The sequence below is a fragment of the Streptomyces sp. NPDC058045 genome, assembly GCF_042885635.1.
Taxonomy (GTDB): domain Bacteria; phylum Actinomycetota; class Actinomycetes; order Streptomycetales; family Streptomycetaceae; genus Streptomyces.
In genome coordinates, this window is the sequence record NZ_JBHVRR010000013.1 from 93,394 (window position 1) to 117,176 (window position 23,783).

Annotated in this window: 19 protein-coding genes; 11 read left to right on the plus strand and 8 right to left on the minus strand. The window is 73.4% G+C overall.

Annotated features, from left to right (window positions below):
- Window positions 1-131 precede the first annotated feature (131 nt).
- The 3 genes from ACFVST_RS11345 (at window position 132) to ACFVST_RS11355 (ending at window position 4,299) form a co-directional block, all read left to right on the plus strand.
- Window positions 132-1,835, plus strand: coding sequence for a protein phosphatase 2C domain-containing protein (locus tag ACFVST_RS11345; protein ID WP_390149204.1), 1,704 nt, complete (start codon window positions 132-134; stop codon window positions 1,833-1,835).
- 118 nt (window positions 1,836-1,953) lie between these two features.
- The gene (locus tag ACFVST_RS11350; protein WP_390149206.1) at window positions 1,954-3,696 is read left to right on the plus strand and encodes a pyruvate dehydrogenase; all 1,743 of its coding nucleotides are present in this window, start codon (window positions 1,954-1,956) and stop codon (window positions 3,694-3,696) included.
- 180 nt (window positions 3,697-3,876) lie between these two features.
- On the plus strand, window positions 3,877-4,299 hold the full coding sequence (locus ACFVST_RS11355) for an ATP-binding protein (protein ID WP_390149268.1): 423 nt from the start codon (window positions 3,877-3,879) through the stop codon (window positions 4,297-4,299).
- Between the two features lie 34 nt (window positions 4,300-4,333).
- On the opposite strand, the gene ACFVST_RS11360 is transcribed toward ACFVST_RS11355, so the two are convergent.
- Both ACFVST_RS11360 and ACFVST_RS11365 read right to left on the minus strand, forming a co-directional pair.
- Window positions 4,334-5,452: a DUF2637 domain-containing protein gene (locus tag ACFVST_RS11360; RefSeq protein WP_390149208.1), complete on the minus strand. Its 1,119-nt coding sequence runs from the start codon at window positions 5,450-5,452 to the stop codon at window positions 4,334-4,336.
- 204 nt (window positions 5,453-5,656) lie between these two features.
- The gene (locus ACFVST_RS11365; RefSeq protein ID WP_390149209.1) at window positions 5,657-6,526 is read right to left on the minus strand and encodes a (2Fe-2S)-binding protein; all 870 of its coding nucleotides are present in this window, start codon (window positions 6,524-6,526) and stop codon (window positions 5,657-5,659) included.
- A gap of 185 nt (window positions 6,527-6,711) precedes the next feature.
- Here ACFVST_RS11365 and ACFVST_RS11370 point away from each other — a divergent pair, with 185 nt between their 5' ends.
- Entirely contained in the window at window positions 6,712-7,431 is a 720-nt protein-coding gene (locus tag ACFVST_RS11370; protein ID WP_390149211.1) for a GntR family transcriptional regulator, read from the plus strand.
- A gap of 67 nt (window positions 7,432-7,498) precedes the next feature.
- Here ACFVST_RS11370 and ACFVST_RS11375 read toward each other — a convergent pair whose 3' ends face one another.
- A complete protein-coding gene (locus ACFVST_RS11375; protein ID WP_390149213.1) occupies window positions 7,499-8,278 on the minus strand; it encodes a hypothetical protein in 780 nt (259 codons plus the stop codon).
- A gap of 158 nt (window positions 8,279-8,436) precedes the next feature.
- Window positions 8,437-10,143: a PucR family transcriptional regulator gene (locus ACFVST_RS11380; protein ID WP_390149215.1), complete on the minus strand. Its 1,707-nt coding sequence runs from the start codon at window positions 10,141-10,143 to the stop codon at window positions 8,437-8,439.
- A 1,456-nt stretch (window positions 10,144-11,599) separates the two neighbouring features.
- On the opposite strand from ACFVST_RS11380, the gene ACFVST_RS11385 reads away from it, so the two are divergent.
- Complete coding sequence (locus ACFVST_RS11385; protein WP_390149216.1) at window positions 11,600-13,066, plus strand: NCS2 family permease; 1,467 nt, start codon at window positions 11,600-11,602, stop codon at window positions 13,064-13,066.
- Window positions 13,067-13,190: 124 nt separating this feature from the next.
- Here the strand turns inward: ACFVST_RS11385 and ACFVST_RS11390 are convergent, their stop codons facing one another.
- Window positions 13,191-13,640: an SRPBCC family protein gene (locus tag ACFVST_RS11390; protein WP_390149218.1), complete on the minus strand. Its 450-nt coding sequence runs from the start codon at window positions 13,638-13,640 to the stop codon at window positions 13,191-13,193.
- A gap of 349 nt (window positions 13,641-13,989) precedes the next feature.
- On the opposite strand from ACFVST_RS11390, the gene ACFVST_RS11395 reads away from it, so the two are divergent.
- Genes ACFVST_RS11395 through ACFVST_RS11410 form a run of 4 tightly spaced genes read left to right on the plus strand, consistent with a single transcriptional unit; the run spans window position 13,990 to window position 17,944 of the window.
- Window positions 13,990-14,955, plus strand: a complete 966-nt coding sequence (locus ACFVST_RS11395; protein WP_390149220.1) for a carbohydrate ABC transporter permease — start codon at window positions 13,990-13,992, stop codon at window positions 14,953-14,955.
- Window positions 14,952-15,848: a carbohydrate ABC transporter permease gene (locus tag ACFVST_RS11400; protein ID WP_390149221.1), complete on the plus strand. Its 897-nt coding sequence runs from the start codon at window positions 14,952-14,954 to the stop codon at window positions 15,846-15,848. Before ACFVST_RS11395 ends, ACFVST_RS11400 begins: the two co-directional genes overlap by 4 nt.
- Window positions 15,845-17,206 carry an ABC transporter substrate-binding protein gene (locus ACFVST_RS11405; protein ID WP_390149223.1) on the plus strand — a complete coding sequence of 454 codons (1,362 nt, stop codon included), beginning with the start codon at window positions 15,845-15,847 and terminating at the stop codon, window positions 17,204-17,206. The genes ACFVST_RS11400 and ACFVST_RS11405 overlap by 4 nt, the downstream gene beginning before the upstream one ends.
- A gap of 39 nt (window positions 17,207-17,245) precedes the next feature.
- A complete protein-coding gene (locus ACFVST_RS11410) occupies window positions 17,246-17,944 on the plus strand; it encodes a glycerophosphodiester phosphodiesterase (protein WP_390149225.1) in 699 nt (232 codons plus the stop codon).
- 25 nt (window positions 17,945-17,969) lie between these two features.
- Here the strand turns inward: ACFVST_RS11410 and ACFVST_RS11415 are convergent, their stop codons facing one another.
- From ACFVST_RS11415 to ACFVST_RS11425, 3 genes are all read right to left on the minus strand, one after another.
- Window positions 17,970-19,448 carry an FGGY-family carbohydrate kinase gene (locus ACFVST_RS11415; protein ID WP_390149227.1) on the minus strand — a complete coding sequence of 493 codons (1,479 nt, stop codon included), beginning with the start codon at window positions 19,446-19,448 and terminating at the stop codon, window positions 17,970-17,972.
- Window positions 19,449-19,562: 114 nt separating this feature from the next.
- On the minus strand, window positions 19,563-20,366 hold the full coding sequence (locus ACFVST_RS11420) for a DeoR/GlpR family DNA-binding transcription regulator (RefSeq protein ID WP_390149229.1): 804 nt from the start codon (window positions 20,364-20,366) through the stop codon (window positions 19,563-19,565).
- A gap of 4 nt (window positions 20,367-20,370) precedes the next feature.
- Complete coding sequence (locus tag ACFVST_RS11425; protein WP_390149231.1) at window positions 20,371-21,033, minus strand: histidine phosphatase family protein; 663 nt, start codon at window positions 21,031-21,033, stop codon at window positions 20,371-20,373.
- 167 nt (window positions 21,034-21,200) lie between these two features.
- Here ACFVST_RS11425 and ACFVST_RS11430 point away from each other — a divergent pair, with 167 nt between their 5' ends.
- Both ACFVST_RS11430 and ACFVST_RS11435 read left to right on the plus strand, forming a co-directional pair.
- On the plus strand, window positions 21,201-22,274 hold the full coding sequence (locus ACFVST_RS11430) for a 2-hydroxyacid dehydrogenase (protein WP_390149233.1): 1,074 nt from the start codon (window positions 21,201-21,203) through the stop codon (window positions 22,272-22,274).
- Window positions 22,271-23,731: an FGGY family carbohydrate kinase gene (locus ACFVST_RS11435; protein WP_390149235.1), complete on the plus strand. Its 1,461-nt coding sequence runs from the start codon at window positions 22,271-22,273 to the stop codon at window positions 23,729-23,731. Before ACFVST_RS11430 ends, ACFVST_RS11435 begins: the two co-directional genes overlap by 4 nt.
- The last annotated feature ends 52 nt before the right edge of the window (window positions 23,732-23,783 follow it).

Genomic DNA, 23,783 nt, shown 5'->3' on the forward strand with positions numbered 1-23,783 from the left:
CGTGGGGGGTGGAGCCGTCCGGCGGTCCCGCAACTCGTGGGCGGCGGGCGGCCGTTGTCCCCTCTGCGGTTCTACGGTGGGTTTTTCCCGATGCCCGGATCCCGGCCGCCGCGGCATGGACAATGAGAGGCATGAGCCAGCAGGGGGACCGGCACGCCGGCCAAGAGGACGACTGGTGGCGGCAGTTGTACGACGAGGACGGTTCCGACACCGGACCGTCCCGCGCAGCCGACACCCTCGACGACCGCTTCGCCTCCGCGGCGACGGCACTCCGCAGACCACCCGCACCACCGACCGGCACCGGCGGCGCCGAGGACGCGGAACCCGAGGACACCGCACCCGAGGCGGCGGACGCCGGGGACGAGACACCCGAGCCGGAGACCGAGCCGGCGCCCGATTCCCCGCAGGGGTCCGGCGAGCGGGGCGGCGCGTTCCGGTACGAGGAGGTGCTGCGGGAGGACGAGGCGCACCGCGAGAACGAGACGCTTCAGATCAGCGAGCGGATCAGCGGGCCGCGGCCGGGCGTCCCCGAACACCCGGCACCGGCCGCACCGCCCGCGCGACCCGGCCCGGGGCACAACGGGCCTGCCGAGCCCGGGACTTCACGGCCCGAGCCCCGGCAGGCGCCACCGCCGGAGCCGACCGGCACCGGCGACGAGGACCCGGTCGAGGCCCTGGCCGAGGATCCGGCCGCCGCGCGCCCCTCGCCCCCCGTCCTGCGGGTGGCCGCGCCCTGGGAGGAGCGGCCGGAGGCGGTCGCGCCGCGGTCCTTCCCCTCGGCAGGACGCCCGGCGTCGGAGACGGACACCGCGCCCGACGATCCGGCCGAGGCCCCCGAGCCCGCCACGGCCACCGCCCCCGTAGCCGTCACCGAGCCGGAGGCCGTGGCGCAGATCGGGGGAGGGGCGCCCACCTACGAGGCGGAGCCGGTCGCGTTGCCCGAGGCGGACCCGGAGGATCCGGGGGCCGGCGGGACGGACACCGTGCTCGACGGGGCGCGGATCGGCCCGGCCACCCTGCGCGCGGTGTCCGTACGGGGCGACTCGGCGCGCTACCGGGGCGAGCCGCGCCGCGACCATCTGCTCACCGCCCGCTTCGGCACCGGACCCGACGCGCTGGTGCTGGTCGCCGTCGCCACCGGTACCCGGGCCACCGCCGGGGCGTACCGGGCGGCCGCCGACGCCTGTACCGGGATGGCGCGGGCCGTGGGGCGCAGCCGGGCGCGGCTCGCGGAGGATCTGCGGGCGGGACGCCGCGGCGATCTGAAGGCGGGCCTGCACCGGCTGACCGACCGCGCCCTGGGCCGGCTCCGCGCCCGCGCCGCCGATCTGGGCCTGCCGCCCGAGGAGTACGCGGCGGCACTGCGCTGCCTGCTGCTGCCCGGCGATCCCCAGTGCCGGAACCGGGTCGTGTTCGGGGCGGGCGAGGGCGGCGCGTTCCGGCTGCGGGACGGCGCGTGGGAGGACCTGGCGCCGGTACCGCAGGGGCTCGGGCCGGACGGGGACCTGCTCACCATGCGCCTCGGTGTCACCACTCCGGGCTCCCCGTATCCGCCGGATCCGCGGGTCGGGCCGGGGCGGACGGAGCCGGCACCGGGGGCGCCGTTCGTGTTCCGGGCCTCCGTCGCTCGTCCGGGCGATGTGCTGCTGCTGTGCACGGAGGGGCTCGCCGCGCCGATGCGGGACGAGCCGGCGCTCGCCGCACATCTCGCGGACCGGTGGTCCGGCGCGGAGCCGCCCGGCCTGGCCGCGTTCCTGGTGCAGGCGCAGGCCCGGGTACAGGGCTATGCGGACGATCGGACGGCGGCCGCGATCTGGGAGGGCGGAGAGGCGTAACCGCGCCTGCTGTGACTTCATGGACACGGCGGGTGCCCGCGGGCGCCCGCCGTGAGACGGACGACGCGACACCCGGGCTCGGCGGGTCCGGCGGAATCCATCGAGGAGTGCGTGCGCCATGGCGAAGCAGAACATCGCGGAGCAGTACGTCGACATCCTGGTACGGGCCGGGGTCAAGCGCCTGTACGGGGTGGTCGGCGACAGCCTCAACCCGGTGGTGGACGCGATCCGCCGCAATCCGGACATCGACTGGATCCATGTACGGCACGAGGAGACCGCCGCGTTCGCCGCCGGTGCCGAGGCGCAGATCACCGGGGCGCTCACCGCGTGCGCCGGTTCCTGCGGGCCGGGCAATCTGCACCTCATCAACGGCCTGTACGACGCGCACCGTTCGATGGCGCCGGTCCTCGCGCTCGCCTCGCATATCCCGTCCGGCGAGATCGGCCTGGGCTACTTCCAGGAGACCCATCCGGAGATCCTCTTCCGCGAGTGCAGCCACTACTGCGAGATGATCTCCAACCCGAAGCAGATGCCGCGGCTGCTGCAGACCGCGATCCAGCACGCCGTCGGCCAGGGCGGCGTCAGTGTGGTGACGCTGCCCGGTGACGTGGCGGACCAGCCGGCGCCCGAACGCCCCCTGGAACACGCCATGGTGACGTCCCGGCCCACCGTGCGCCCCGGTGACGCGGAGATCGACGCCCTGGTCCGCATGATCGACGACGCGGACAAGGTGACGCTGTTCTGCGGCAGCGGCACCGCCGGGGCGCACGCCGAGGTGATGGAGTTCGCCGAGAAGGTCAAGTCCCCGGTGGGGCACGCCCTGCGCGGCAAGGAGTTCATCCAGTACGACAACCCGTACGACGTGGGCATGAGCGGGCTGCTCGGCTACGGCGCCGCCTATGAGGCGACGCACGAGTGCGATCTGCTGATCCTGCTCGGCACGGACTTCCCGTACAACGCGTTTCTGCCGGACGATGTGAAGATCGTGCAGGTCGATGTACGGCCCCAGCATCTGGGGCGGCGCTCCACGCTGGATCTCGCGGTGTGGGGCGATGTGCGGGAGACACTCAGGTGCCTCATCCCGAGGGTCACACCGAAGACGAACCGCCGCTTCCTGGACCGGATGCTGAAGAAGCACGCGGACGCCCTGGAAGGGGTGGTGAAGGCCTACACCCGCAAGGTCGACAGGCATGTGCCGATCCACCCCGAGTATGTGGCGTCCGTCCTGGACGAACTCGCCGCGGACGACGCGGTGTTCACCGTCGACACCGGCATGTGCAATGTGTGGGCCGCCCGCTATCTCTCGCCCAACGGACGCCGCCGCATCATCGGTTCGTTCTCGCACGGCTCGATGGCGAACGCGCTGCCGCAGGCCATCGGCGCCCAGTTCACCGACCGGGACCGGCAGGTCGTCGCGATGTCCGGGGACGGCGGATTCACCATGCTGATGGGCGACTTCCTCACCCTGGTCCAGTACGACCTGCCGGTCAAGGTGGTCCTCTTCAACAACTCCTCCCTCGGCATGGTCGAGTTGGAGATGCTCGTCGCGGGCCTGCCCTCGTACGGCACCAGTAACCGCAACCCGGACTTCGCGGCGGTGGCGCGCGCGTGCGGCGCGTACGGGGTGCGGGTGGAGAAGCCCAAGCAGTTGGCGGGCGCCCTCAAGGACGCCTTCCGGCACCGGGGTCCGGCCCTGGTCGATGTGGTGACCGACCCGAACGCGCTGTCCATCCCGCCGCGGATCAGCGCCGAGATGGTCACCGGTTTCGCCCTCTCCGCGTCCAAGATGGTGCTGGACGGCGGCGTGGGCCGGATGGTGCAGATGGCGCGTTCCAATCTGCGCAACGTGCCCCGGCCGTAAGCGAGTTGGCGGGACCGGCCGGGCACGGCTTCGAAAAAGCGGATGAGTGCCGCCGAACCGGTGGGGCATGAATTCCGTGTACCTGTGCGATGGGAGACCGGACCGACGGGGCCGGCCGGACGGGACACGGAGGGGAGTCGGGCGCACGTGTGGACGGGGGACACGACCGGGCGGGTGGCCATGGACGACGAGGCCGGGCGCGACGCCGGGTGCGAAGGGCCGAGATTACGGTGCAAGCTGGGCCGGCAGGACCTCAAGGTGGTGCCGGAGACCCGGCACGCCCTGCGGGAACTCCTGGCCGACTGGGGGAAACCGGGCCGATGCGACACGGCGGAACTGCTCACCTGCGAGCTGGTCACCAACGCCCTGGTGCACACCGAACACGACGCGGTCCTCACCGCCACCCTCGGCTCCGGCACCCTGCGCGTCGAGGTACGTGACTTCGCGGGCCGCCGCCCACCACCCCGGCCGCAGGCCGCACCGGAGGACGGTACGCACGGGCGGGGCCTGATGCTGGTGCAGTCCCTCGCCGACGCCTGGGGGGTGCGCGCCCTGGGCGCCGGCAAGGTGATCTGGTTCGAACTGGCCGCCGAAGCAGGGTAGTTGGGCGCCTCCGGCGGCAGACGCGGAAGCGGCGTCAGCTGTACTGCTGCTCCAGGTCCTTGAGTTTCTGCTCCAGCGAGTCGAGCCGGGGCAGGGCCTCGGTGTCGTCCTCGGCGACGGGCCCGGTCCGCGACTGCTCGCCGCCGTCCGGCACCGCCTGCAACGACGGGCGGGTACGCAGCGGCAGTTGCTCCGGCCCGGACGCCTCCGGCACCGCCCTCCCGGGCTGCGCCGGCGGCTCCACCGCGGCCGCCCGCGCCGTGCCGGCCGCCGCCCCGTCACCGACAGCGGGTACCTCCGCCGTGGCGCGCTCCATCGCGAACTCCACGGCGTCCGGAGGCAGTTGACCGCCACCCCGCAGCAGTCCGCGTCGGCCGCTGCGGCTCAGCGCCTTCAGCCGGGCGCGCTCCAGCTTCTGCCGGTCCCGCCGCCGGACGCGGTCCTGCTCCCTGGTGCGGCGGTCCTCACGGACCTCGTCCACCGCCTCGTCCAGGGTGCGCACCCCCTCCAGCAGCATCAGCGACCAGGCGCCGTACGTCTCCCGCGGGGCGCGCAGCCAGCGGACGATGCGGATCTGCGGCAACGGCCTCGGCACCAGGCCCTGTTCGCGCAGCGCGGCACGCCGGGTCTGCTTCAGCGCGCGGTCGAAGAGGACCGCCGCCGACAGGGACATCCCGGCGAAGAAGTGCGGGGCGCCCGCGTGGTCGAGGCCGCGCGGCGCGTGCACCCAGTTGAACCAGGCGGCGGCGCCCGCGAACGTCCACACCAGCAGCCGTGAACCGAGCGCCGCGTCACCGTGGCTGGCCTCCCGCACCGCCAGCACCGAGCAGAACATCGCGGCCCCGTCGAGACCGAACGGCACCAGGTACTCCCAGCCGCCGGACAGATTGAGGTTCTGCCGGCCGAAGCCGACCAGGCCGTGGAAGGAGAGCGCGGCGGCCACCGCGGCACAGCAGAACAGCAGCACATAGGAGGCGGTGCCGTAGACGGCCTCCTTGCGGCGGCGGCGCTCCTCACTGCGCTCCCACGAGTCGTCCGCGCCACTCTCCCCGCCGCGCCTGCCCCGGGCCAGGACCGCGACCGCCGCCAGCATCGCCAGGATCAGGACCGCGCCCGGCAGCAGCCAGTCAAGCGATATATCGGTCATTCTCATCGTGGGTCCCCTGCCTCGGGTGCGGGTGCCTGCCCCGGTGGGCGTGTGCCTCATACGGGCGTTTCGCGCCACATCGTGGCCCAACGCGAGCCGCCCGCCCGGCCTTTCGCCGCAAGACGACGCAAAGGAGCGCCGCAGGAGGGACGTCGAGCCCGCAGAAGTCGAACTTCCGCACGGGGAAAGGGAGTTGCGTTCGAAGATGGGTCAGCCGGTGGCGGTCAGCCGGGCCACCCGGTCCGGGTCGCAGGTGCGGGGGCAGGTGACGCAGGTGTCCTCGGGGCGCAGCGTGTAGAACATGCAGCAACTCGCCCGGTCCCGAGTGGTGAGTACCTGACCGGCCGGACCGGTCAGCTCGCGGAAACCGGCCGAGCCCACATACGGACGGGTGGCGCCCGGCAGCAGCCCCTCCAGAGCGGCCATCGCCCGCTGCTCCTCACCCAGCAGATGCCCCACATACCAGAGGCCCTCGACGATCTCGTCCGTGGCCATACCCCACAGGGCCCGGCCCCGGCGCCGCATCCGGGGGCCGAAACCGGCCAGTACCGGCTCCAGATGCCCGGCCACCGCCGACCGCACCTCGGCCCGCAGCTCCTCCTCACCGGCCACCACCCGGGCCCCCGGCCGGCCCGCCGCCGGATCGTCCGGCAGACAGGCGAAGTCCCCCACCCGCACCGCCATCCTGCCCGCCGTCCGGTGGTACGACACCTCGGCCGGGAGCAGTCGCGGCACCCGGCGGGTCAGGAACCAGGGCACCGTGAACAGCAGGCAGGCCGGCCAGGCGTACCGGTGCAACGCGAAACTCGCGACCACGTCGGGGCGGGCCGCCTGCCCGTAGTCCCGGCGGACCTGTGCGTCGTCCCAGTCGAGGAAAGCGTCCAACTCGGGTCCGGCGGCGGCCAGTTGGGCCGCGCTCACCCAGCCCTCGCCGACCGGGTCCGGTTCGCCCGGCCGCAACTCGTCCACCCGCAGCCCCGGGAACACCTCGCCCAGGCGGGCGTAGGCCGCCGTGACAGGTGACTCGGACCGGGCGCCACCAGTGGTTTCGGCACCGGTGACCAGGGTGGGAGCCGACATACGGGCACCGCCGCATCTGATCGATTGCAGGTAAGCCTTACCTTAGCTGATGTGCTCGGAGTTTGAGTCGGCCGCAAGCCGCCCTATGGTGCTGACGGGTGGTGCTGTACCCACCCGTGCCGGGGGGCTCGCCGAAGGGCCGCCCGGCAGGCCCCGACCAGGCCGAGCGCAAGAGGAGAGCGCCAGTGGAGCAGCCCACCCTTCACGACGCCGGACCGCCCGCGGGAAGCATCCCGGCCCAACCGGCCGCCGGGCCACCCCCCGACGTCCACCCCGCGGTGCGGCGCTCCTCGATACGCGGGCAGGTGCTGGCCGCGCTGCGGGGCGCCCTGGTGGGCGGCGAACTCAGCCCCGGCGAGGTGTACTCGGCCCCCGCCCTCGCCGACCGCCTCGGAGTGTCCGCCACCCCCGTCCGCGAGGCCATGCAGCAACTCGCCCTGGACGGCGCCGTGGAGGTGGTCCCCAACCGCGGTTTCCGGGTCGCCACCCACACCGTCCCCGAACTCGCCGAACTCGCCGAGGTACGCGCCCTGCTCGAAGTGCCCGTGGTGCTGAAACTGGCCCGTACGCTGCCCGCCGGGCACTGGGCCGAACTGCGTCCGCTCGCCGAGAACACGGTGCGGATCGCGGCGGCCGGAGACCGCGCCGGATACGCCGAGTGCGACCGCGCCTTCCACCGCGCCCTGCTCCAACTCGCCGGCAACTGCCAACTGGTGCGCACCGCCGACGACTTGCACCGCCGCGCCCAGTGGCCCCTGGTGAGCGGCCCCCGCACCTGCCCCAGATCCGCGCTGCTCGCGGACGCGGGGGAGCACGCCGCACTGCTGGACGCGCTGGAGGCGGGCGACATCGAAGCCGTGGAGTCCCTGCTGCGGGGCCATCTGGCGGGCTCGGCAGGCCGCTGAACCCGCGCCACCCGCCGGGGACCAACACCCCGGCGGGAACGGCCAGTTCACCACCCCGCGAGCCGGATCAGGCCGCCGGAACGGTACTCAACCGGGGAGCCAGCCACGTCGGGACACCGCCGAGCAGACGGAAGAGACGGGCCGCCTCGGTACGCAACCGGTTCGCCTCCGGCTCCGACTCGGTCTCCGCCAGCGAGGCGAGCGCCGGAGCCGTACCCACCAGAAAGCCCAACTCCTCGCGGATACGCAGTGATTCGGCGAAACCACGACGGGCCTCCGCCTGCTCGCCGTCCCGCAGCGCCAGACCCGCCAACTGCCGCCAGGTGCAGGACAGCAGCAGCGCGTCCCCCTGCGCCGCGGCCCCCTCGTGCGCCCTGCGGTACGCGGCCCGCGCGGCCTGCGGGGAACCGGTGACGTTCTCCGCGACCTGCCCCCGCCGGAAATCCAGCAGGGCGCGGCCCGCGGCACCCGGCGCGATCAGCGCGGCGGCCCGCCCCAACGCGGACCGGGCCTCGTCGGACCGGTCCCGCACCCGCAACAGCGTGGCCGCATAGGCGAGATGGCCCCGTTCGCAGGCCGCCGCACCCCGCTCGTCGTCGTCCTGGGCCAGAGCCTCCGCCGTACGCAGCGCGTCCTCCGCCTCCGCCCAGCCCTGCTCGGTGTAGAGGCAGCGCTCCACGAGGAGCGCCACCCGCTGGAGCGCCGCGCCCGCCTCGTGCGCCGCGCGTTCCTGGAGCAGCGCGGCCGCGTCGTTCCAGCAGGCCCGGGAGCGCAGCCGCCATACCGCGGTCTGGAGTGGATCGTCCCCGTTAGTCGTTCCGGTCCCAGACATGGCGGTATGCGCCACGTTGGCCTCCCCTAACACTCTTCGCCATTGAGTAGTGCGGGAATCTCAGCACGAATGGGCGGGCCGGGCCAAGAGGATGGGTGAAGTATTTCACAAAGTCCTGTCCAAGCCACCCGCCCCGGGCGTGCCGCCGGACCGTCCGAGGCGGGCAACCTGGGTCAACTCATGCGCAGCGCAAGGAAGAAGTCCAGTTTGTCCTCCAGCCGGGAGAGATCCCGGCCGGTCAGTTGCTCGATCCGGCCCACCCGGTACCGCAGCGTGTTGACATGCAGATGGAGACGGCCCGCGCAGCGCGTCCAGGAACCGTCGCTGTCCAGGAACGCCTCCAGGGTGGGGATCAACTCGGCCCGGTGCCGCTTGTCGTAGGCACGCAGCGGATCCAGCAGCCGCGCCGTGAACGCCCGCCGCACGTCGTCGGGGACGAAGGGCAGCAGCAGGACGTGCGACGCCAGCTCCTGATGGCCCGCCGCGCACACCCGGCCGGGGCGCGCCGCCGCCACCCGGCGGGCGTGCCGCGCCTCCTCCAGGGCGCCGCGCAGGCCCTCCGCGGAGTGCACCGCGGCACTCACCCCCAGAGTGAGCCGCCCGTCCTCCGCGAGGCCCGCGGAGAGCGGCCCGCGCACCGACTCCAGCAGGCTCTCCGCCTGCAACTCCGGCTCCGGAGCGGCCTCCTGCCCGTCACCGGCCAGACCGGGCAGCGGCACCAGCGCCACCGCCTCACCCCCGGTGTGCGCCACCGCGATCCGATCCAGCCCGTCATCGCCCGCCCCCGGCGCCACCAGCACCTCCTCCAGTACGGACTGCGCGGTCCGCCCGCCGTCCACCGAAGCGTCCCCCCACTCCAACCCGGCCACCACCACCTGCCAGTGCGGAGCGGCGCCGAGACCCGGCAGCAGCACCGGAGCGGCGACCCGCAGCCGGGCCGCGATCTCGGTGGGCGCCGCACCCGCCTGCACCAGCTCCAGCACCTCCTGCGCCAGACGGCGGCGCACGGTACGCGCCGCGTCCCGCCGGTCCCGCTCCACCGCGATGAGCTGGGTGACACCGTGCAGCAGATCCAGCCGCTCCGCGGGCCAGTCCCCGGCGTCCGCCTCCACCGCCAGCAGCCAGCCGGACAGGACGGTGGCCCGCGCCTCGGCGCCCGCTGCGCCCGCTGCGCCTTCGGCGGCCTTCGGCGGCCGCGTCCCGCTCCCGCGCACCGGGAAGAGGGAGTAGGCGGTGCCGGCGACGGTCACCCGGTGCGGGCCGCGGCGGCCGGTGCGGGCCGCGGCCAGATGCTCGGCGGCCAACCGGGCCGCGGTCGGCCGCGGCAGCTCGGGGGCACCGGAACCGGTGGCGGAGGCGACGGTACGACCGGTGGGCGACAGCACCCAGGCCCGCAGATCGAGATCCGACCCGAGCAGATCGAGTACGGCACCGGGGCCGCCGCCGGACGGGCCGGAGGTCATCAGCCGCCGGTGCCGGTCCACGACGGCGGCCAGATCCCCGGCCCGCTCCCCGGACACCTGCCGCACCACATGCTCGGTGATGGTCGCGAACGCCACCGAGGTGTGCACCGAGAACAGCGGCAACCGGTGCCGTGCACACGCCTCGACCAGATCGTCCGGGACGGAACCCAACTCCGCCTCGCCCGCCGCGAGGCCCGCCACCCCGGACGCGGCGAGGATCCGCGCGAAGGGCTCGGAGTCGGCCGCGTCCCGCCGCCAGGCCAGCCCGGTCAGCACCAGCTCACCGCCGGCCAGATAGCGGCTCGGGTCCCGCAGGTCGGTGGTCATCACCCCGCGCACCGTGCGGTCCAGTTCGTCCTCCCCGCCGAGCAGGCTCAGGCCCAGCGAGTCCATGTCCAGCAGTGCGCGCAGCCGCATGTGTCGTCGCCCCCGTTCTCTTGTACTGCCGTGACGCAGTCAGTCGTCCCGTGAAGTGGTCGCGCCGCGCGGTACTCGCCGTACGGCGGTGGTGCCTTGGTGCAGTGGGCGCTGTGGAGTGCAGAGGAGTGCTGTGGAGGAGGAGCCCACAAGGCCTGATGAGGGTCAGCCTTCATATGAATCTACAAGATGGAACATCTGGCCAGCCAACTCCTTCATGGTTTCGGTGACTGACCCCGGCCCCGCGGCCCCCTGTCTACTGACCGCACCGCATGTGAACAGCACATGAACGAGCGCCGAGACCACCTCCACCCGGACCACCCCCCGGCGGTGACGACTAGGCGCCCCGCACAGCCGGCCCGCACCGGCACCCGCCGAGCCCACCTGCACCCACCGCACCGCCCGGACCGGCGCCCCGGCCCCACAATCCGGCCCCACACCCCGGCCCCACATCCCGGCCGGTCCCGCAGCAGCGACGAGAGCTACGAGAGCGACGAGGAAGAGAGCCGAGCATGGACTTCCCGCGTCCCAATGGGGCTTCGGCCTTGCGGCGCGCCCGGCTACCCGCCGCCGCGCGGTCCGGCGTGGGCTCCGGCGCCCCCGCCTCCGTCCCCACCCTCGCCCCTGACCGAGCCTGGGAGGCGGCGCGGTTCCTGACGGCGGCCCCGCACAAGGGCGGCCTCTGGGGCCACCGGCCGACCAACACCCAGCCACGGCACGGGAGTTCGGCGCGTGGTGCGTCGGCGACTTGGACCCGGTCGGCGGCGTGCGTTTGATGTGGGCCGGGTCCGCCCGGAGCAGGCGCGTGGGCCGGGGCGGCAGCGGGGTGCGAGATGCGGGGTGCGGGATGCCGGGCGTCGGGTCCGAGGGGCGGTGAGCACTGCTCTTGATCGTGAGCACCGCTCAGCAGTGTGAGCACCGCTCAGGACTGTGACCACCGATCACGCAGGAGAGCGCTGCTCACTTCGGCGAGCACCGATCACTTCTGTGAGCACCGCTCCGACCTTGCGAGCACCGTTCTCACCCGAGAGCACCGCTCCCGTCCGTGGGCGCCGCTCCGCCCCGAGAGCGCTGCCCACAACCGCGAGCACCGCTCCCGTTCGTGAACACCGCTCCCGCCCGTGAGCACTGCTCTCTCCGTCGGGCCACGCAACGAACAACAGCAGCCGATACCCGACAGTCGCCCCCGACCTGACACCCACCACCACCAAGACACCCACCACCAAGACACCCACCACCGCCAATGCGCCAACACCCCCACCACCGCCAATGCGCCAACACCCCCTCCCACCGCCACCGCCAAAACCCCCACCACCGCCAAGACGGCCGACAAGGCCCGCACCGCAAGTAGTAGCGAACCGTCTCGGGCCGTCCCCCGGGTCGTGCAGCCCACACCATCCCAAATCCCGCGGCAGTGCTTCGCGGGCGCCCCTATGAACCTTGGGAGCAGGCAACCATGACCCAGTCGTCAGTGGAGCCGAGGACCACCGCGGAGGACGCCGGCAACGGCTCGCGTCAGCCCGCCGGGCGGTCCTGGCTCGACCGGTACTTCCACATCTCCCGGCGAGGATCCACCGTTCCGCGTGAGGTGCGCGGCGGCATCACCACCTTCATGGCGATGGCGTACATCCTGCTGCTCAACCCCGTGATCCTGTCGGGGAAGGACGTGGCGGGGGACACGCTCGGGCAGAAGGCGCTCATCACCGCGACCGCTCTGGGCGCGGCCTTCACCACTCTGCTGATGGGCTTCGTCGGCAAGGTGCCGCTGGCGCTGGCCGCCGGGCTCTCGGTGTCCGGGGTGGTGGCCGCGCAGGTCGCACCGCAGATGACCTGGCCGCAGGCGATGGGTATGTGTGTCGCCTACGGCGTGGTCATCATGCTGCTGGTGGTCACCGGCCTCCGCGAAATGATCATGAACGCGATCCCGCTGGCGCTCAAGCACGGCATCACCATGGGCATCGGCCTGTTCATCGCCTTCATCGGACTGGTCAAGGCCGGTTTCGTCGGGCGCAACCCCAATCCCGGCGGCGGTCCCGTGGTGCTGGGCCCCGGTGGGGAGTTGGCGGGCTGGCCGGTGCTGCTGTTCGCCGCCACCCTGCTCCTGATCTTCATGCTCCAGGCCCGCAATGTGCCCGGCGCCATCCTCATCGGCATCATCTCCGGCACCGTCGTCTCGGCCGCCCTCAACGCGACCGGCGTGATCGACGCCAAGCAGTGGGTGAACGGTGCGCCCGAACTGCACGGCAGTCCCGTCTCGATGCCGGACTTCTCGCTCTTCGGGCATGTGTCGTTCAGCGGTTGGGGCGACGTCGGCGTGATGACCGTCACCATGATCGTCTTCACGCTGGTGCTGGCCGGGTTCTTCGACGCGATGGCCACCATCATCGGGGTCGGCACCGAGGCGAAACTCGCCGATGAGCAGGGCCGGATGCCGGGACTGTCGAAGGCGCTGTTCATCGACGGCGCGGGCGGTGTGGTCGGCGGCGTCGCCGGGGGCTCCGGGCAGTCCGTCTTCGTCGAGTCGGCCACCGGTGTCGGCGAGGGGGCGCGGACCGGGTTCGCCTCGGTCGTCACCGGGGTCCTCTTCGTGTTCTGCCTCTTCTTCACCCCGATCACCGCGATCGTGCCGCAGGAGGTCGCCTCGGCGGCGCTGGTGGTGATCGGCGCGATGATGATGATGAACGCCCGGCATGTCGACTGGGGCGACCGCGCCACCGCCATCCCGGTCTTCCTCACCGTGGTGATCATGCCGTTCACCTACTCGATCACACCCGGTGTCGCGGCCGGTGTGATCTCGTACACCGCGATCCGGGTCGCCCAGGGCAAGGTCCGTGAGATCGGTGCCTTCATGTGGGTGCTGGCGCTGATCTTCCTGGTGTACTTCGCGCTCAACCCGGTGGAGGGCTGGCTCGGCGTCCACTGAGCAGGTACCTCCACCGAGCCCGCGTGCTGCCGGCGGTCGCCCTACGGGGGCCGACCACCGCCGAAGCACGCGGGCTCGGGCCTGCCCGCCCACGCCCGCCAACTCCCGTACCCGCCCCGGTACTTCAGCCCCCGGCGCGGAGGAGGATGCGGGCGGCCCGGCCGAAGACCAGTCGGCCCGAGGCGGCCAGCAGGGGGTCCGCCCAGCGGGGGAGGCCCCGTGCCCGCAGTTCCTCGTGCCACTCGACTCGGGCCCCGGTGCCGTGTGCGGTCACCGCGATCTCCGCCCAGCCGAGTACGAACGCGCCCCGCTTCTCCAGCCGGCAGCGCGCCGGCCGGTCCGGGCGGTCCGGTTCCGGTGGCTCCCAGACGGTGACCTCCATCGGGTCCGCGAAACCGAGCCGTCCGACGCCGGTACGGGCCGTGACGCGGGTACCGGGCGCGGTGGGCGGCGGGGTGCCGACGGTGACCCGGGTGAGAGGGACCGCGGTGCCGTGCCGCGGCCAGTCCGTCATCCGGCGCCAGGCCTCCGCGACCGGCACCGCCACATCCCGCCGCAACCGGAAGATCGCCATGCCCCGATCCTAGGCAGCCACCAACACCCTCCGCACCGGCGCCCGCCCCATCCCGAGCCCCGCCGCCCGCCGTACCTCCGCCCCCACCGCCAGGCGACGAGATCCGGACATCACATCGGCATGTGAGGAGTTGCCGAGCCCACCCCGAGAAGTCAACAGCACAGCCCAGCAAGCGGGTTCAGAGTGATTCAAGCCAATCCGCACCCCACCCAGCCCGCACAGCCGGGCCAATTCATCACACGCAAGACTGTTCTCTTCTCGTGCTTGTTGTTGTTATCTGTTGAGCCAGGACGCACCCGACCGGGGCGCCGCACGGTCCATCTCCACACGACGGAAAGGACCCGCTGCCTTGACCGCCACCGATGTGCAGCAGGACGGCGCCGCGGCCCCCCGGCTCGGTCCGGACGGCAGCTCCGCGTCCGGTAGCCGGCTCCGCGCCCGGCGCCGTCGCCGCGACCGGCTCCTCTTCGCCGCCTTCGTCGCCCCCAACTTCTTCTTCCTGCTGGTCTTCGCCTACTGGCCGGTGGTCTACAACGGCTATCTCAGCCTCACCGACTGGGACATGATCTCCCCGGTCCGCCACCTGGTCGGCCTGGACAACTACCGGAGCCTGCTCACCGACCCCGAGTTCCTCGGCACCCTCTGGACCACCGTCCTCTTCGTCGTCGGTGTGGTCGCCGGGGGACTCGTCCTCGGCCTCGGCACCGCGCTCCTGCTGAACCAGCGGCTGCGCGGCCAGAGCGCCGTCCGCACCCTCACCTTCGCCCCGTACGTACTCTCCGGCGCCGCGATCGGCACCCTCTGGCTGTTCGTCTTCGACCCCAACTACGGTTTGTTACGGCCCCTGTTGGCGCCGCTCGGGCTGACCGCGCCGGCGATGATGACCGACTCCCGGTGGGCGCTCACCGGGCTGATCCTGGTCTACCTGTGGAAGAACACCGGGTTCGTCGCGGTGGTGTATCTGGCGGGGCTCCAGTCGCTGCCGCGCGAGGTGTACGAGGCGGCGGCGCTGGACGGCGCGGGGCCCTGGACGCGGCTCCGGTCGGTCACCCTGCCGCTGCTCTCGCCGGTCACCTTCTTCCTCCTGGTGACCTGCACCATCAGCACCTTCCAGGCCTTCGACGTGATCGCCATGATGACCGGCGGCGGCCCCGGCACCTCCACCTCCATCCTGAGCTGGTTCATCTACGACCAAGGCTTCCGCACCTTCGACGCGGGCCGCGCCGCCGCCTCCGCGCTCGTCATGTTCGTGGTGCTGCTGCTCATCACCGGCCTCCAGGCGCGTTTCCTAGAGCGAAAGGTGCACTACCAGTGACCGCACTCGACGCCCCGGCCGCCCACCCCCACCGCACCCCGGCTCCCCGCCCGCACCGCCCCCGCCGTACCCTCGCCGCCCGTGCCCGCCGCCTCGGCCTCTACCTGCTGCTGGTGCTCGTGGCGCTGATCGCGGGCGGCCCCCTGTACTGGCTGATCACCTCGGCGCTCAAGACCAACCCGCAGATCTACAGCTATCCGCCGCACTGGATCCCCACCGAGCTGCGCTGGTCGAACTTCGCCGACGCCTGGCGCGCGGCACCGTTCGGGCACTTCTTCCTCAACTCCCTGGTGGTGTCCGTGGTCGGCACCGTCATCGAGCTGGCCGCCGCGCTGCTCTGCGCCTACGCCTTCGTCTTCCTGCCGTTCCCCGGCAAGAAGTGGCTGTTCCTCTTCCTGCTGGGCGCGATGATGGTGCCCGGCCATGTGACCCTGCTGCCCAACTTCCTCACCGTCGCCCAACTCGGCTGGGTCAACACCTGGGCCGGGCTGATCGCGCCCGGCCTCGGCTCCGTCTTCGGCACCTTCCTGCTGCGCCAGCACATGCTGACCCTGCCCGCCGAGGTGATGGACGCCGCCCGCATCGACGGCGCCGGGCATCTGCGCATCCTCACCCGTATCGTGCTGCCGATGTCCCGGCCCATGGTGATCACCGTCGCGCTGGTGGTGCTGGTCACCAAGTGGAACGACTTCATCTGGCCGCTGATCATCACCAGCAGCGACGACATGCGCACCCTGCCCATCGGACTGCTCTTCCTCAGAGACCAGGAGACATACGCCAATTGGGGCGCGATCCTGGCCGGCACCGTGATGGTGATCGTGCCGGTGCTCGTCGTCTTCTTCCTCGCCCAGCGGTACATCATCGCCGGACTGACCCAGGGAGCCGGGAAATGACCCCGACGGCCGGACCGCGGCACACCCCACCCGCCCGGCGCACCCTGCTGACCGGCACCGCCGCCCTCGCCGGCGGTGCCGCGCTCACCGCCTGCGGACGTACCACCGGCGCCGTCTCCCAGCCCGGTGGCGGCCTGCCTGCCCGCTACCGCGGCCGCACCCGGGTCGTCCTGTGGTCCACCTTCGCCGACATCCCCGGCACCGCCCTCCAGAAGCTCGCCGACGCCTTCAACCGGGAGCAGCGCGAGGTGTATGTGGAGGTGCAGTTCCAGGGCACCTACGACCAGTGCGCGCAGAAGGCGGTGATCAGCCTGCTCGGCGCGCAGGCCCCCGACCTGTGCGTACTGTCCGACGTCAAGTGGTTCAAGTTCTGCTTCGGGGACGCGCTGGAGCCCTGGGACGACTACTTCCGGCCCGGTGAACTCGACGCCACCTACCACCCGAAACTCCTCGGCGAGGGCCGCCTCAGGGGCCGCACCTGGTGGCTCCCCCTGGCCCGCTCCACGCCGCTCTTCTACTACAACCGCAGCCTCTTCAAGAAGGCCGGCGTCCCGGTCCGCGCCCCCGAGTCCTGGGACGAGCTGTACGACTGGTCGCACCGCATCACCCGGCTGCGGCTGCACGGCAAGCGGGTCGGCCTGGAGGCGTACCAGAAGACCGACGGGGACTGGCAATTCCAGTGCAGCGCCTGGCAGTTCGGCGGGGCGTACTCCAAGGGGCTGGACGTCACCCTCGACCGGGGAGGCGCGGTGGAGGCGGGGGAGTGGCAGCGGCGGCTGATCTTCCGCGACCGCGTCGCGTACATGGCCGACGAGCCCACCGTCGACATCGGCAACCAGCTCGTCGCCACCCTCGTCACCTCCACCGGCGCCTTGCAGAAGATCAGTGAGATGGCGAAGGCCAACGGCTGGGAGCTGGGCACCGGATTCCTGCCCCGGCAGAAGCGGTTCGCGGTGAACACCGGGGGCGGCGGCCTCGGCATGTTCCGCCGTGTGCCCGCGGAACGCAAGGAGGCCGCGGCCCGCTTCGTACGCTTCCTGGCGCGGCCCGACAACGCGGCCCGGTGGTCGGTGGAGACCGGATACCTGCCCGTCAATCCGGCGGCCGTCAAGGAACCCGTACTGGCCCGGCTGATGCGCGCCGACCCCAACTTCACCACCGCGGTACGGCAGTTGGAGCACACCCGGCACTGCGACCAGGTCCGGATGATGATCCCCAACGCCAACGTCCGTATCTACACTGCCCTTCAGCGCATCTGGACCGCCAACACCCCGGCCCACGAGGCCTTTTCGGAGACGGCGGAGCAGTTGCGCAAGAACGTCGACCACTACCGGGCCACCATCGAGGCCCACCTCTGAGCGCCAGAGGTCTGTGCACACCACGAGCGAGGAGCATCTGTGAACCACCCCGTCACGCGCCCCACGGTGTACGCCCACCGGGGGGCACGGGCCGATGAACCCGAGAACACCCTGCGCTCCTTCCGCCGCGCGGCCCGGGACGGCGCGGACGGCGTCGAACTCGATGTACGGGTCTCCTCGGACGGCCATCTCGTCGTCATCCATGACGCGAAGGTGGACCGCACCACCGACGGCACCGGTGAGATCGCCGCCCTCACCCTCGCGGAGATCCAGGCCCTGGACGCCGGTCAGGGCGAGTCCGTTCCCACCTTCGACGCGGCGATGGCGGTCTGCCCGGACCTGGTGCAGGTCGAGATCAAGGCACTGGAGGCGGTGCAGGCCCTCGCCGACCGGGACCGCGAGGAGCCGCTCGGGCCGGGAGTGGTGCTGACCTCGTTCAGCCTGACGGCGGTGGAGGCCGCGGCCCGGCTGCTGCCGCACATCCCGCGCGGTGTCATCACCCACCACCCAGGCCCGGAGATGATCGCCAACGCGCAGGATCTGAAGGCGAGTTGGGTGTGTCCGGAGTTGAAGCCGGAGCTTACCGCGGAGCTGGTGGAGGAGTGCCGTCAGGCAGGCCTGAAGGTGGACGCCTGGCCGGCCGCCGACCCCGAGCGCTATCTGCGGTGTGTCCGGATCGGCGCCGACGCAGTCACCACCGACTTCCCGGCCGCGATCGCCGACTGGCCCGCCGCATAAGGCAGTTGGGCGGCCCGGCCCTCACTCACTCCCCGGTGAGCCACCCCCGCCGCCGCAGCTCCGCCACGAAGCGCCCGTACGACTCGTCCAGCGCCGCCCGCTCCCGGGCCACCGGTTCCACGGTGCGGCCGGTGCCCGCCATCGCCGCGGCCGCCTCCGTCACCCCGGGGTGCAGGGTGCCGCAGGCGGCCAGCAGCGCCGCCCCGAACGCGGTCTCCGCCCGTTCCACCACCCGCAGTTCACGCCCCAGTACGGTGGCCCGCACCGCCGACCACACCGCGCTGCGGGCCCCGCCGCCCGCCGCGAACAGCGGCCCCGCCACCCGCCCGCCGAGCCGCACCACCCGCTCCAGCGCCAGCCGCTCCACGAACGCCACCCCCTCCAGCACCGCTCGATGCCGGTCCACCGCATCCCCCGCCGGCCCCTGCGCGAACCCGTGGGCCTGCGGGTGTACGAAGGGGAACCGCTCGCCCGCCCGGCGCAGCGGATAGCACAACTGCCGTGCGGGGCCGCGGCGTTGGGCCGCCTCGTCCAGCCGGGCCAGCTCCCCGCGGTCGGCGGTGGACACCGCCTCGCCGCCGGTGCTGGACGCCCCGCCGGGCAGCCACCAGCCGTCCGGATGCCGGTGGCTGTACAGCGCGCCCGCCGGATCGAGCAGCAACTCCCTTGCCACGCCCTTGAGTACATAGGTCGTGCCGAGCACCCCGACGAACTGGCCGGGGCGTACCGCGCCGGTGGCCAACTGGCCCGCGCAGCCGTCGGTCATCCCGAGCCGCACCGAGCAGCCGGGCGGCAGGCCGGTCTCCGCGGCCGCCGCGGCACACACCGTGCCGGCCTCCGTGCCGGGTGCCCGTACCGGCGGCAGCAGCCGCTCCGGCACGTCGAGCGCGGCGAAGACCTCGTACGCCCAGGTGCCGGCCCGCGGGTCGTAGCCCGTCTTCAGGGTGTGGCTCCAGTCCGCGGGGACGGGGCCGCCAGTCAGCCTTCGGCCCACCAACTCGGCTGTGTGCGCGACGAGTTGGAGCCGCCCTCGGTGGTCGTGCACACAGCGGGCGAGGCGGCCGAGGGCGGCAGTGGGGCCGACGTGCAGGCCGAGGGCGCGCCACCGCGGCTCCCCGGCCCGCTGGGCCCGCGCGTTGAGGTCGGCGGCGGAGCGGTCGTCGTACATCAGGGCGGGGCCCAGTGGCTGGTCGTCGGCGCCGAGGGGGACGAGGGTGCCGGAGGTGGCGCTGACGGCGACCGCGCGCACCTCGCGGCCCCGGCCGGGCAGGGCGCCGGTGGCCTGCCGGAGGGCGGCCGACACGGCGGGCCACCAGGTGCGTGCGTCCTGCTCGCTGCGCCCGTCCGGGCCGCGCTCCGGCGGCGGCAGCGGCGCCCGCCCCTCGGAACGCACCCGCCCCCGGGCGTCGGCGCAGACCACCCGTACCGCGGCGGTCGCCACATCCACGCCCGCGACCAGCTCCCGCCCGGCGCCGGTGTCCGTCCCACTGCTCCCTGTCGGCATCTCACACCTCACCCGCGCACCGAGGACGCACCCCCACCAAGGAGGCCTGCACACATCAAGGATGTGAAATTAACACGGGACTTCACGCGGAAGGACCGGCCCTGCGGCCCGGTGTCAGCGGCCGGGCGCCACGGGGGCGGCGACCCGTACGTCCGTCCGCTCCTCCAACTCGACGAGCAGCTCGGGGTCGACGCCGCCGTCCACCACCAGGTGGTCGAAGTCGGCCAGCGGGGCCAGCCGGTGCAGGGCCGTGCGGGCCAGCTTGGAGCGGTCCATGAGCAGCGCCCGCCGGGTCCCGGAGGCCAGCATCGCCCGCTTCACCAGCACCACGTCCTGCTCCTGGTGGTACGTCATCCGGGCGTCCATGGCGGAGGTCGACACCAGCACCAGGTCCACCGAGAGCGCCTCCACCGCCTCCACACAGGGCACCCCGAGGAACGAGTCATGGGTGTGCGAGTACTCGCCGCCCAGGGCGATCAGCCGGATCCCGTCGACCCCGGCGAAGACGTCGACCACCCGGCGGGCGTTGCTCACCACCGTCAGCGGGGCCTGCCCCACCAGCAGTCTCGCCAGGGCCAGCGCGGTCGTGGAGTCGTCCAGCAGGACCGACATCCCGGGCTCCACCAGGGTCCGCGCCTCGGCCGCGATGGCCTCCTTGGCGGCGGTGTGGGCGCCGAGACGGTAGTCGAGATTGCTCTCGAAGACGGTGGAGGGCAGGGCGGACACCCCGCCGCGGAAGCGCCGCAGCACCCCGCGCCTGGCCAGCTCGTCCAGATCCCGGTGGACCGTCATCACGCTCACCCCGGTCAGCTCCGACAGCTCCGCCACGGTGGCCGTGCCGTGGGCCAGCACATGCTGGGTGATGGTCTGTCTGCGCTGGTCCTGGGGGCGGGCGGCACCCGCCGAGCCGGTCGTCATCCCCTCATCCTGCCGCACCGGCGTCCGTGCCCGAACCGGCGGCGGTGGCAGGCCCGTTGCCCGTCGGGACGTTCAGCGAGCGCAGCGCGGCCTGCCCGTCGGCCATCTCGATCTCGGTGACCGCCGCGTTGTCCAGCCGCGGCAGCACCCGCCGGTAGCGGCCCACGTCGATGCCGAGCAGTACGCACAGGGCCGCGCGCAGCAGGGTGTTGTGGGCGACCACCAGGACGGTGCCGCCCTCGTGGGCCGCGGCCAGGGCACGCAGGGCGCCGGCCGCGCGGGCGCCCGCCGCCGAGGGCGGTTCGGAACCGGGGAAGGCGCCCGCCTCCGCGTCGGCGAGGAAGCGCCGCACCGCCCCCGGGTCCTCGATGGCCAGCTCCGGGACGGTACGGCCCTCGGCCCAGCCGAAGTCCACCTCGCGCAGTTCCTCGACCACCTCCGCGCGCAGCCCCAGCCGGTCCGCGGCGGGCCGGGCCGTCGCCCTCGCACGGCGCAGCGGTGAGCAGGCCACCGCGGTGATGCTGCCGCGGCGCCCCGCCCACTCGGCCAGCGCCCACGCCTGGGCCCGCCCCTTCGGGGTCAACTCCACGTCGGTGACGCCCGCATAGCGGTTCTCCGCGTGCCACACCGTCTCGCCGTGCCGTACCAGCAGCAGTCGGGCCGCCACCGTGCCACCTCCCTCGCCGCACGGGCGTGCGGCCGCATTGATTCCTCACGGGACGGCTGTTAAATCTATCAACAGCGGTGTGGTGGGGGGACCGGTCTGACGGGGGCGGCCCGCCCATCCCACCGCCCCCGCCCGAGCGACCCCACCCGCACGAAGGGCCAGCCCCCATGCGCATCCTCGCCGCCGGTGACCACTTCGTCCGCCCCGATCTGCTCCGCGGCGCCCTCGACCGGGAGTTGCGGGAGCGGCCCGCGGGGGCGGAGCCGCCGGAGATCAGCGAGTTGACGCTGCCCTGGCCGCACCGGCCGTTCGGCCCCGTGGGGCGGCCCGGTGCGCAGGTGCAGGAGGCCAGCGGCACCGAGGAGGAGCTGATCGAGGCGCTGGCCGGGGCCGCGGTGTGTGTGACGCAGATGGCGCCGATCACCGCCCGCGTCCTCGCCGCCTGCCCGGCGCTGCGCCTGGTCGCGGTCAGCCGTGGCGGCCCCGTCAACGTCGATCTGGCCGCCGCCACCCGCAGCGGCACCGCCGTCAGCTTCGCCCCGGGCCGCAACGCCCCCGCCGCCGCAGAGTTCGCCGTCGGACTGATGCTCGCCGCCCTGCGCCGCATCCCGGCCGCCGACGCCGAACTCCGGCGCGGTGTCTGGCGCGGCGACCTCTACGCGTACGAGGAGGCGGGCGGGGAGCTGGACGGGGCCACGGTGGGGCTGGTCGGCTACGGGGCGGTGGGGCGCAGGGTGGGGCGGGTGCTGCGGGCCTTCGGCGCCCGGGTGCTGGCCGCCGACCCGTACACCGATCCGGACGCGGTCCGCGCCGACGGCGTGGAGCCGGTGGAGCTGGACGAACTGCTGCGGCAGAGCGGTGTGGTCAGCCTGCACGCCCGCCTCACCCCCGCCACCCGCCATCTGCTGGACGCCCGGCGGCTCGCGCTGCTGCCGCCCGGCGCCGTCCTGGTCAACTCGGCGCGCGGCGGCCTCCTCGACCACACACCGCTGCCCGCCCTGCTCCGCTCCGGCCGCCTCGCCGCCCTCGCCCTCGATGTGTACGACGTCGAACCCCCGCCCCCCGACTGGCCGTTGCACGGTGTACCGAACGTGGTCACCGCCCCGCACCTGGCCGGGGCCACCCGGCAGACCGCGCACCGCGCCGCCGCCATCACCGCCGCCGAGACCGGCCGCTTCCTGCGCGGCGAACCGCTCGCCCACCCCGCCAACCCCGAGGTACGGGAGGCCGCCCGGCCATGACCGATCCCACCGCGCCCGTGATCGGTGTCGACATCGGCACCTCCGTCACCAAGGCCGTCGCCTTCGGCGCCGACGACCGGCCGCTGGCCTCCGCCGAGCGCCGCAGCCGACTGCACCGGCTGTCCGGCGGCCGCGTCGAACAGGACCTGGACGAGGTGGTGCGCACCGTCGTCGAGGTGGTGCGGGAGACCGCGGCCGCGCTGCCGGTGCCGCCCGCCGCGCTCGCCCTCACCGGGCAGGGCGACGGGCTGTGGCTGCGGGACGCGGCGGGGGAGGCGGTGCGGCCCGCGATCTCCTGGATGGACGGCCGCGCTGCCCCGATCGTCTCCGGCTGGCTCACCGACGGCACCCTCCAGCAGGTCTACGCGCACACCGGCTCCGGGATGTTCCCCGGCTGCCACGCTCCGCTGCTGGCCTGGTTGCAGCGGCACGAACCGGAGGTGCTGGCCCGTGCCGCCACCGCCGGGTACTGCGTGGACTCGGTCGCCCAACGCCTCACCGGGCAGGTCGCGTTGGACGCCTCCGACGCCACCCTGCCCTTCCTCGAACCGCGCCGCCGCGTCTACTCGCCCGAAGCGCTGGCGGCCTGCGGCATCCCCGACGCGGCCCGGCTGCTGCCGCCCCCGGCCGCACCCGGCACCGTGCTCGCCCTGGACGCCCGCGGCGCCGCCCTGCTCGGCCTGCCCGAGGGGCTGCCGCTCACCGCGGGCCCGTACGATCTGCCGGCCTGTGCGCTGGGGAGCGGGGTGCGGGAGCCCGGCGACGGGCTGCTGATCGTGGGCACCACCCTCGCCTGCCAGGTCCTCACCGACCGCGCCGACATCGACCCCGCCGCGGAACCGGCCGGGATGTGGCTGTGTATGCCGGAGCCGGGGCGCTGGCTGCGCGCCATGCCCGCCATGGTGGGCACCGCCGCCCTGGAGTGGGTCCTCGCCCTGACCGGCGCCCGCACCGCCGACCTGGACGGGCTGCTCGCCGCCAGCCCGCCCGGCGCGAGCGGAGTCACCGCACTGCCGTTCCTCTCCGACGCGGGCGAACGCGCCCCGTTCGTGGACCCCGCCGCCCGCGGCCGCCTCGACGGGCTGACCCTCGCCCACACCCGGGCCGACGCGGTACGCGCGGTCTGCGAGGCCATCGGCTACGCCGCCCGGCACTGCCTGGACGCGGCGGGACTCTCCGGCACCCTCGCGGCCTGCGGCGGCGGAGTGCGCTCGGCGACCTGGGCCCAGCTCTTCGCCGACGTCCTGGGCTGCCCGGTACGGGTCCCCGAGGAGCCGGAGACCGGGGCGCTGGGCGCCGTACTGGTGGCCCGACGCTCCCTCGGTGCCACCGGCGACCCGCAGCCGGGACGCCACCGGGTGGTCGAGCCGCGGCCGGGCCACCGCACCGTCCACGAGGACGGCTACGCCGCCTACCGCACCGCCCTCAGCTCCGCCCGCACCCAGTGGACGGGCTGACACCGCGGCCCGAACCAGGCGTCCGGCCAGGGGAGTTGGGGACAGTAGCTGT

Coding starts and splice junctions, on each gene's coding strand:
- ACFVST_RS11345 (WP_390149204.1), top strand. CDS start 132: ATGAGCCAGCAGGGGGACCGGCACGCCGGCCAAGAGGACGACTGGTGG.
- ACFVST_RS11350 (WP_390149206.1), top strand. CDS start 1,954: ATGGCGAAGCAGAACATCGCGGAGCAGTACGTCGACATCCTGGTACGG.
- ACFVST_RS11355 (WP_390149268.1), top strand. CDS start 3,877: ATGGACGACGAGGCCGGGCGCGACGCCGGGTGCGAAGGGCCGAGATTA.
- ACFVST_RS11360 (WP_390149208.1), bottom strand. CDS start 5,452: ATGAGAATGACCGATATATCGCTTGACTGGCTGCTGCCGGGCGCGGTC.
- ACFVST_RS11365 (WP_390149209.1), bottom strand. CDS start 6,526: ATGTCGGCTCCCACCCTGGTCACCGGTGCCGAAACCACTGGTGGCGCC.
- ACFVST_RS11380 (WP_390149215.1), bottom strand. CDS start 10,143: ATGCGGCTGCGCGCACTGCTGGACATGGACTCGCTGGGCCTGAGCCTG.
- ACFVST_RS11385 (WP_390149216.1), top strand. CDS start 11,600: ATGACCCAGTCGTCAGTGGAGCCGAGGACCACCGCGGAGGACGCCGGC.
- ACFVST_RS11390 (WP_390149218.1), bottom strand. CDS start 13,640: ATGGCGATCTTCCGGTTGCGGCGGGATGTGGCGGTGCCGGTCGCGGAG.
- ACFVST_RS11405 (WP_390149223.1), top strand. CDS start 15,845: ATGACCCCGACGGCCGGACCGCGGCACACCCCACCCGCCCGGCGCACC.
- ACFVST_RS11415 (WP_390149227.1), bottom strand. CDS start 19,448: ATGCCGACAGGGAGCAGTGGGACGGACACCGGCGCCGGGCGGGAGCTG.
- ACFVST_RS11420 (WP_390149229.1), bottom strand. CDS start 20,366: ATGACGACCGGCTCGGCGGGTGCCGCCCGCCCCCAGGACCAGCGCAGA.
- ACFVST_RS11430 (WP_390149233.1), top strand. CDS start 21,201: ATGCGCATCCTCGCCGCCGGTGACCACTTCGTCCGCCCCGATCTGCTC.
- ACFVST_RS11435 (WP_390149235.1), top strand. CDS start 22,271: ATGACCGATCCCACCGCGCCCGTGATCGGTGTCGACATCGGCACCTCC.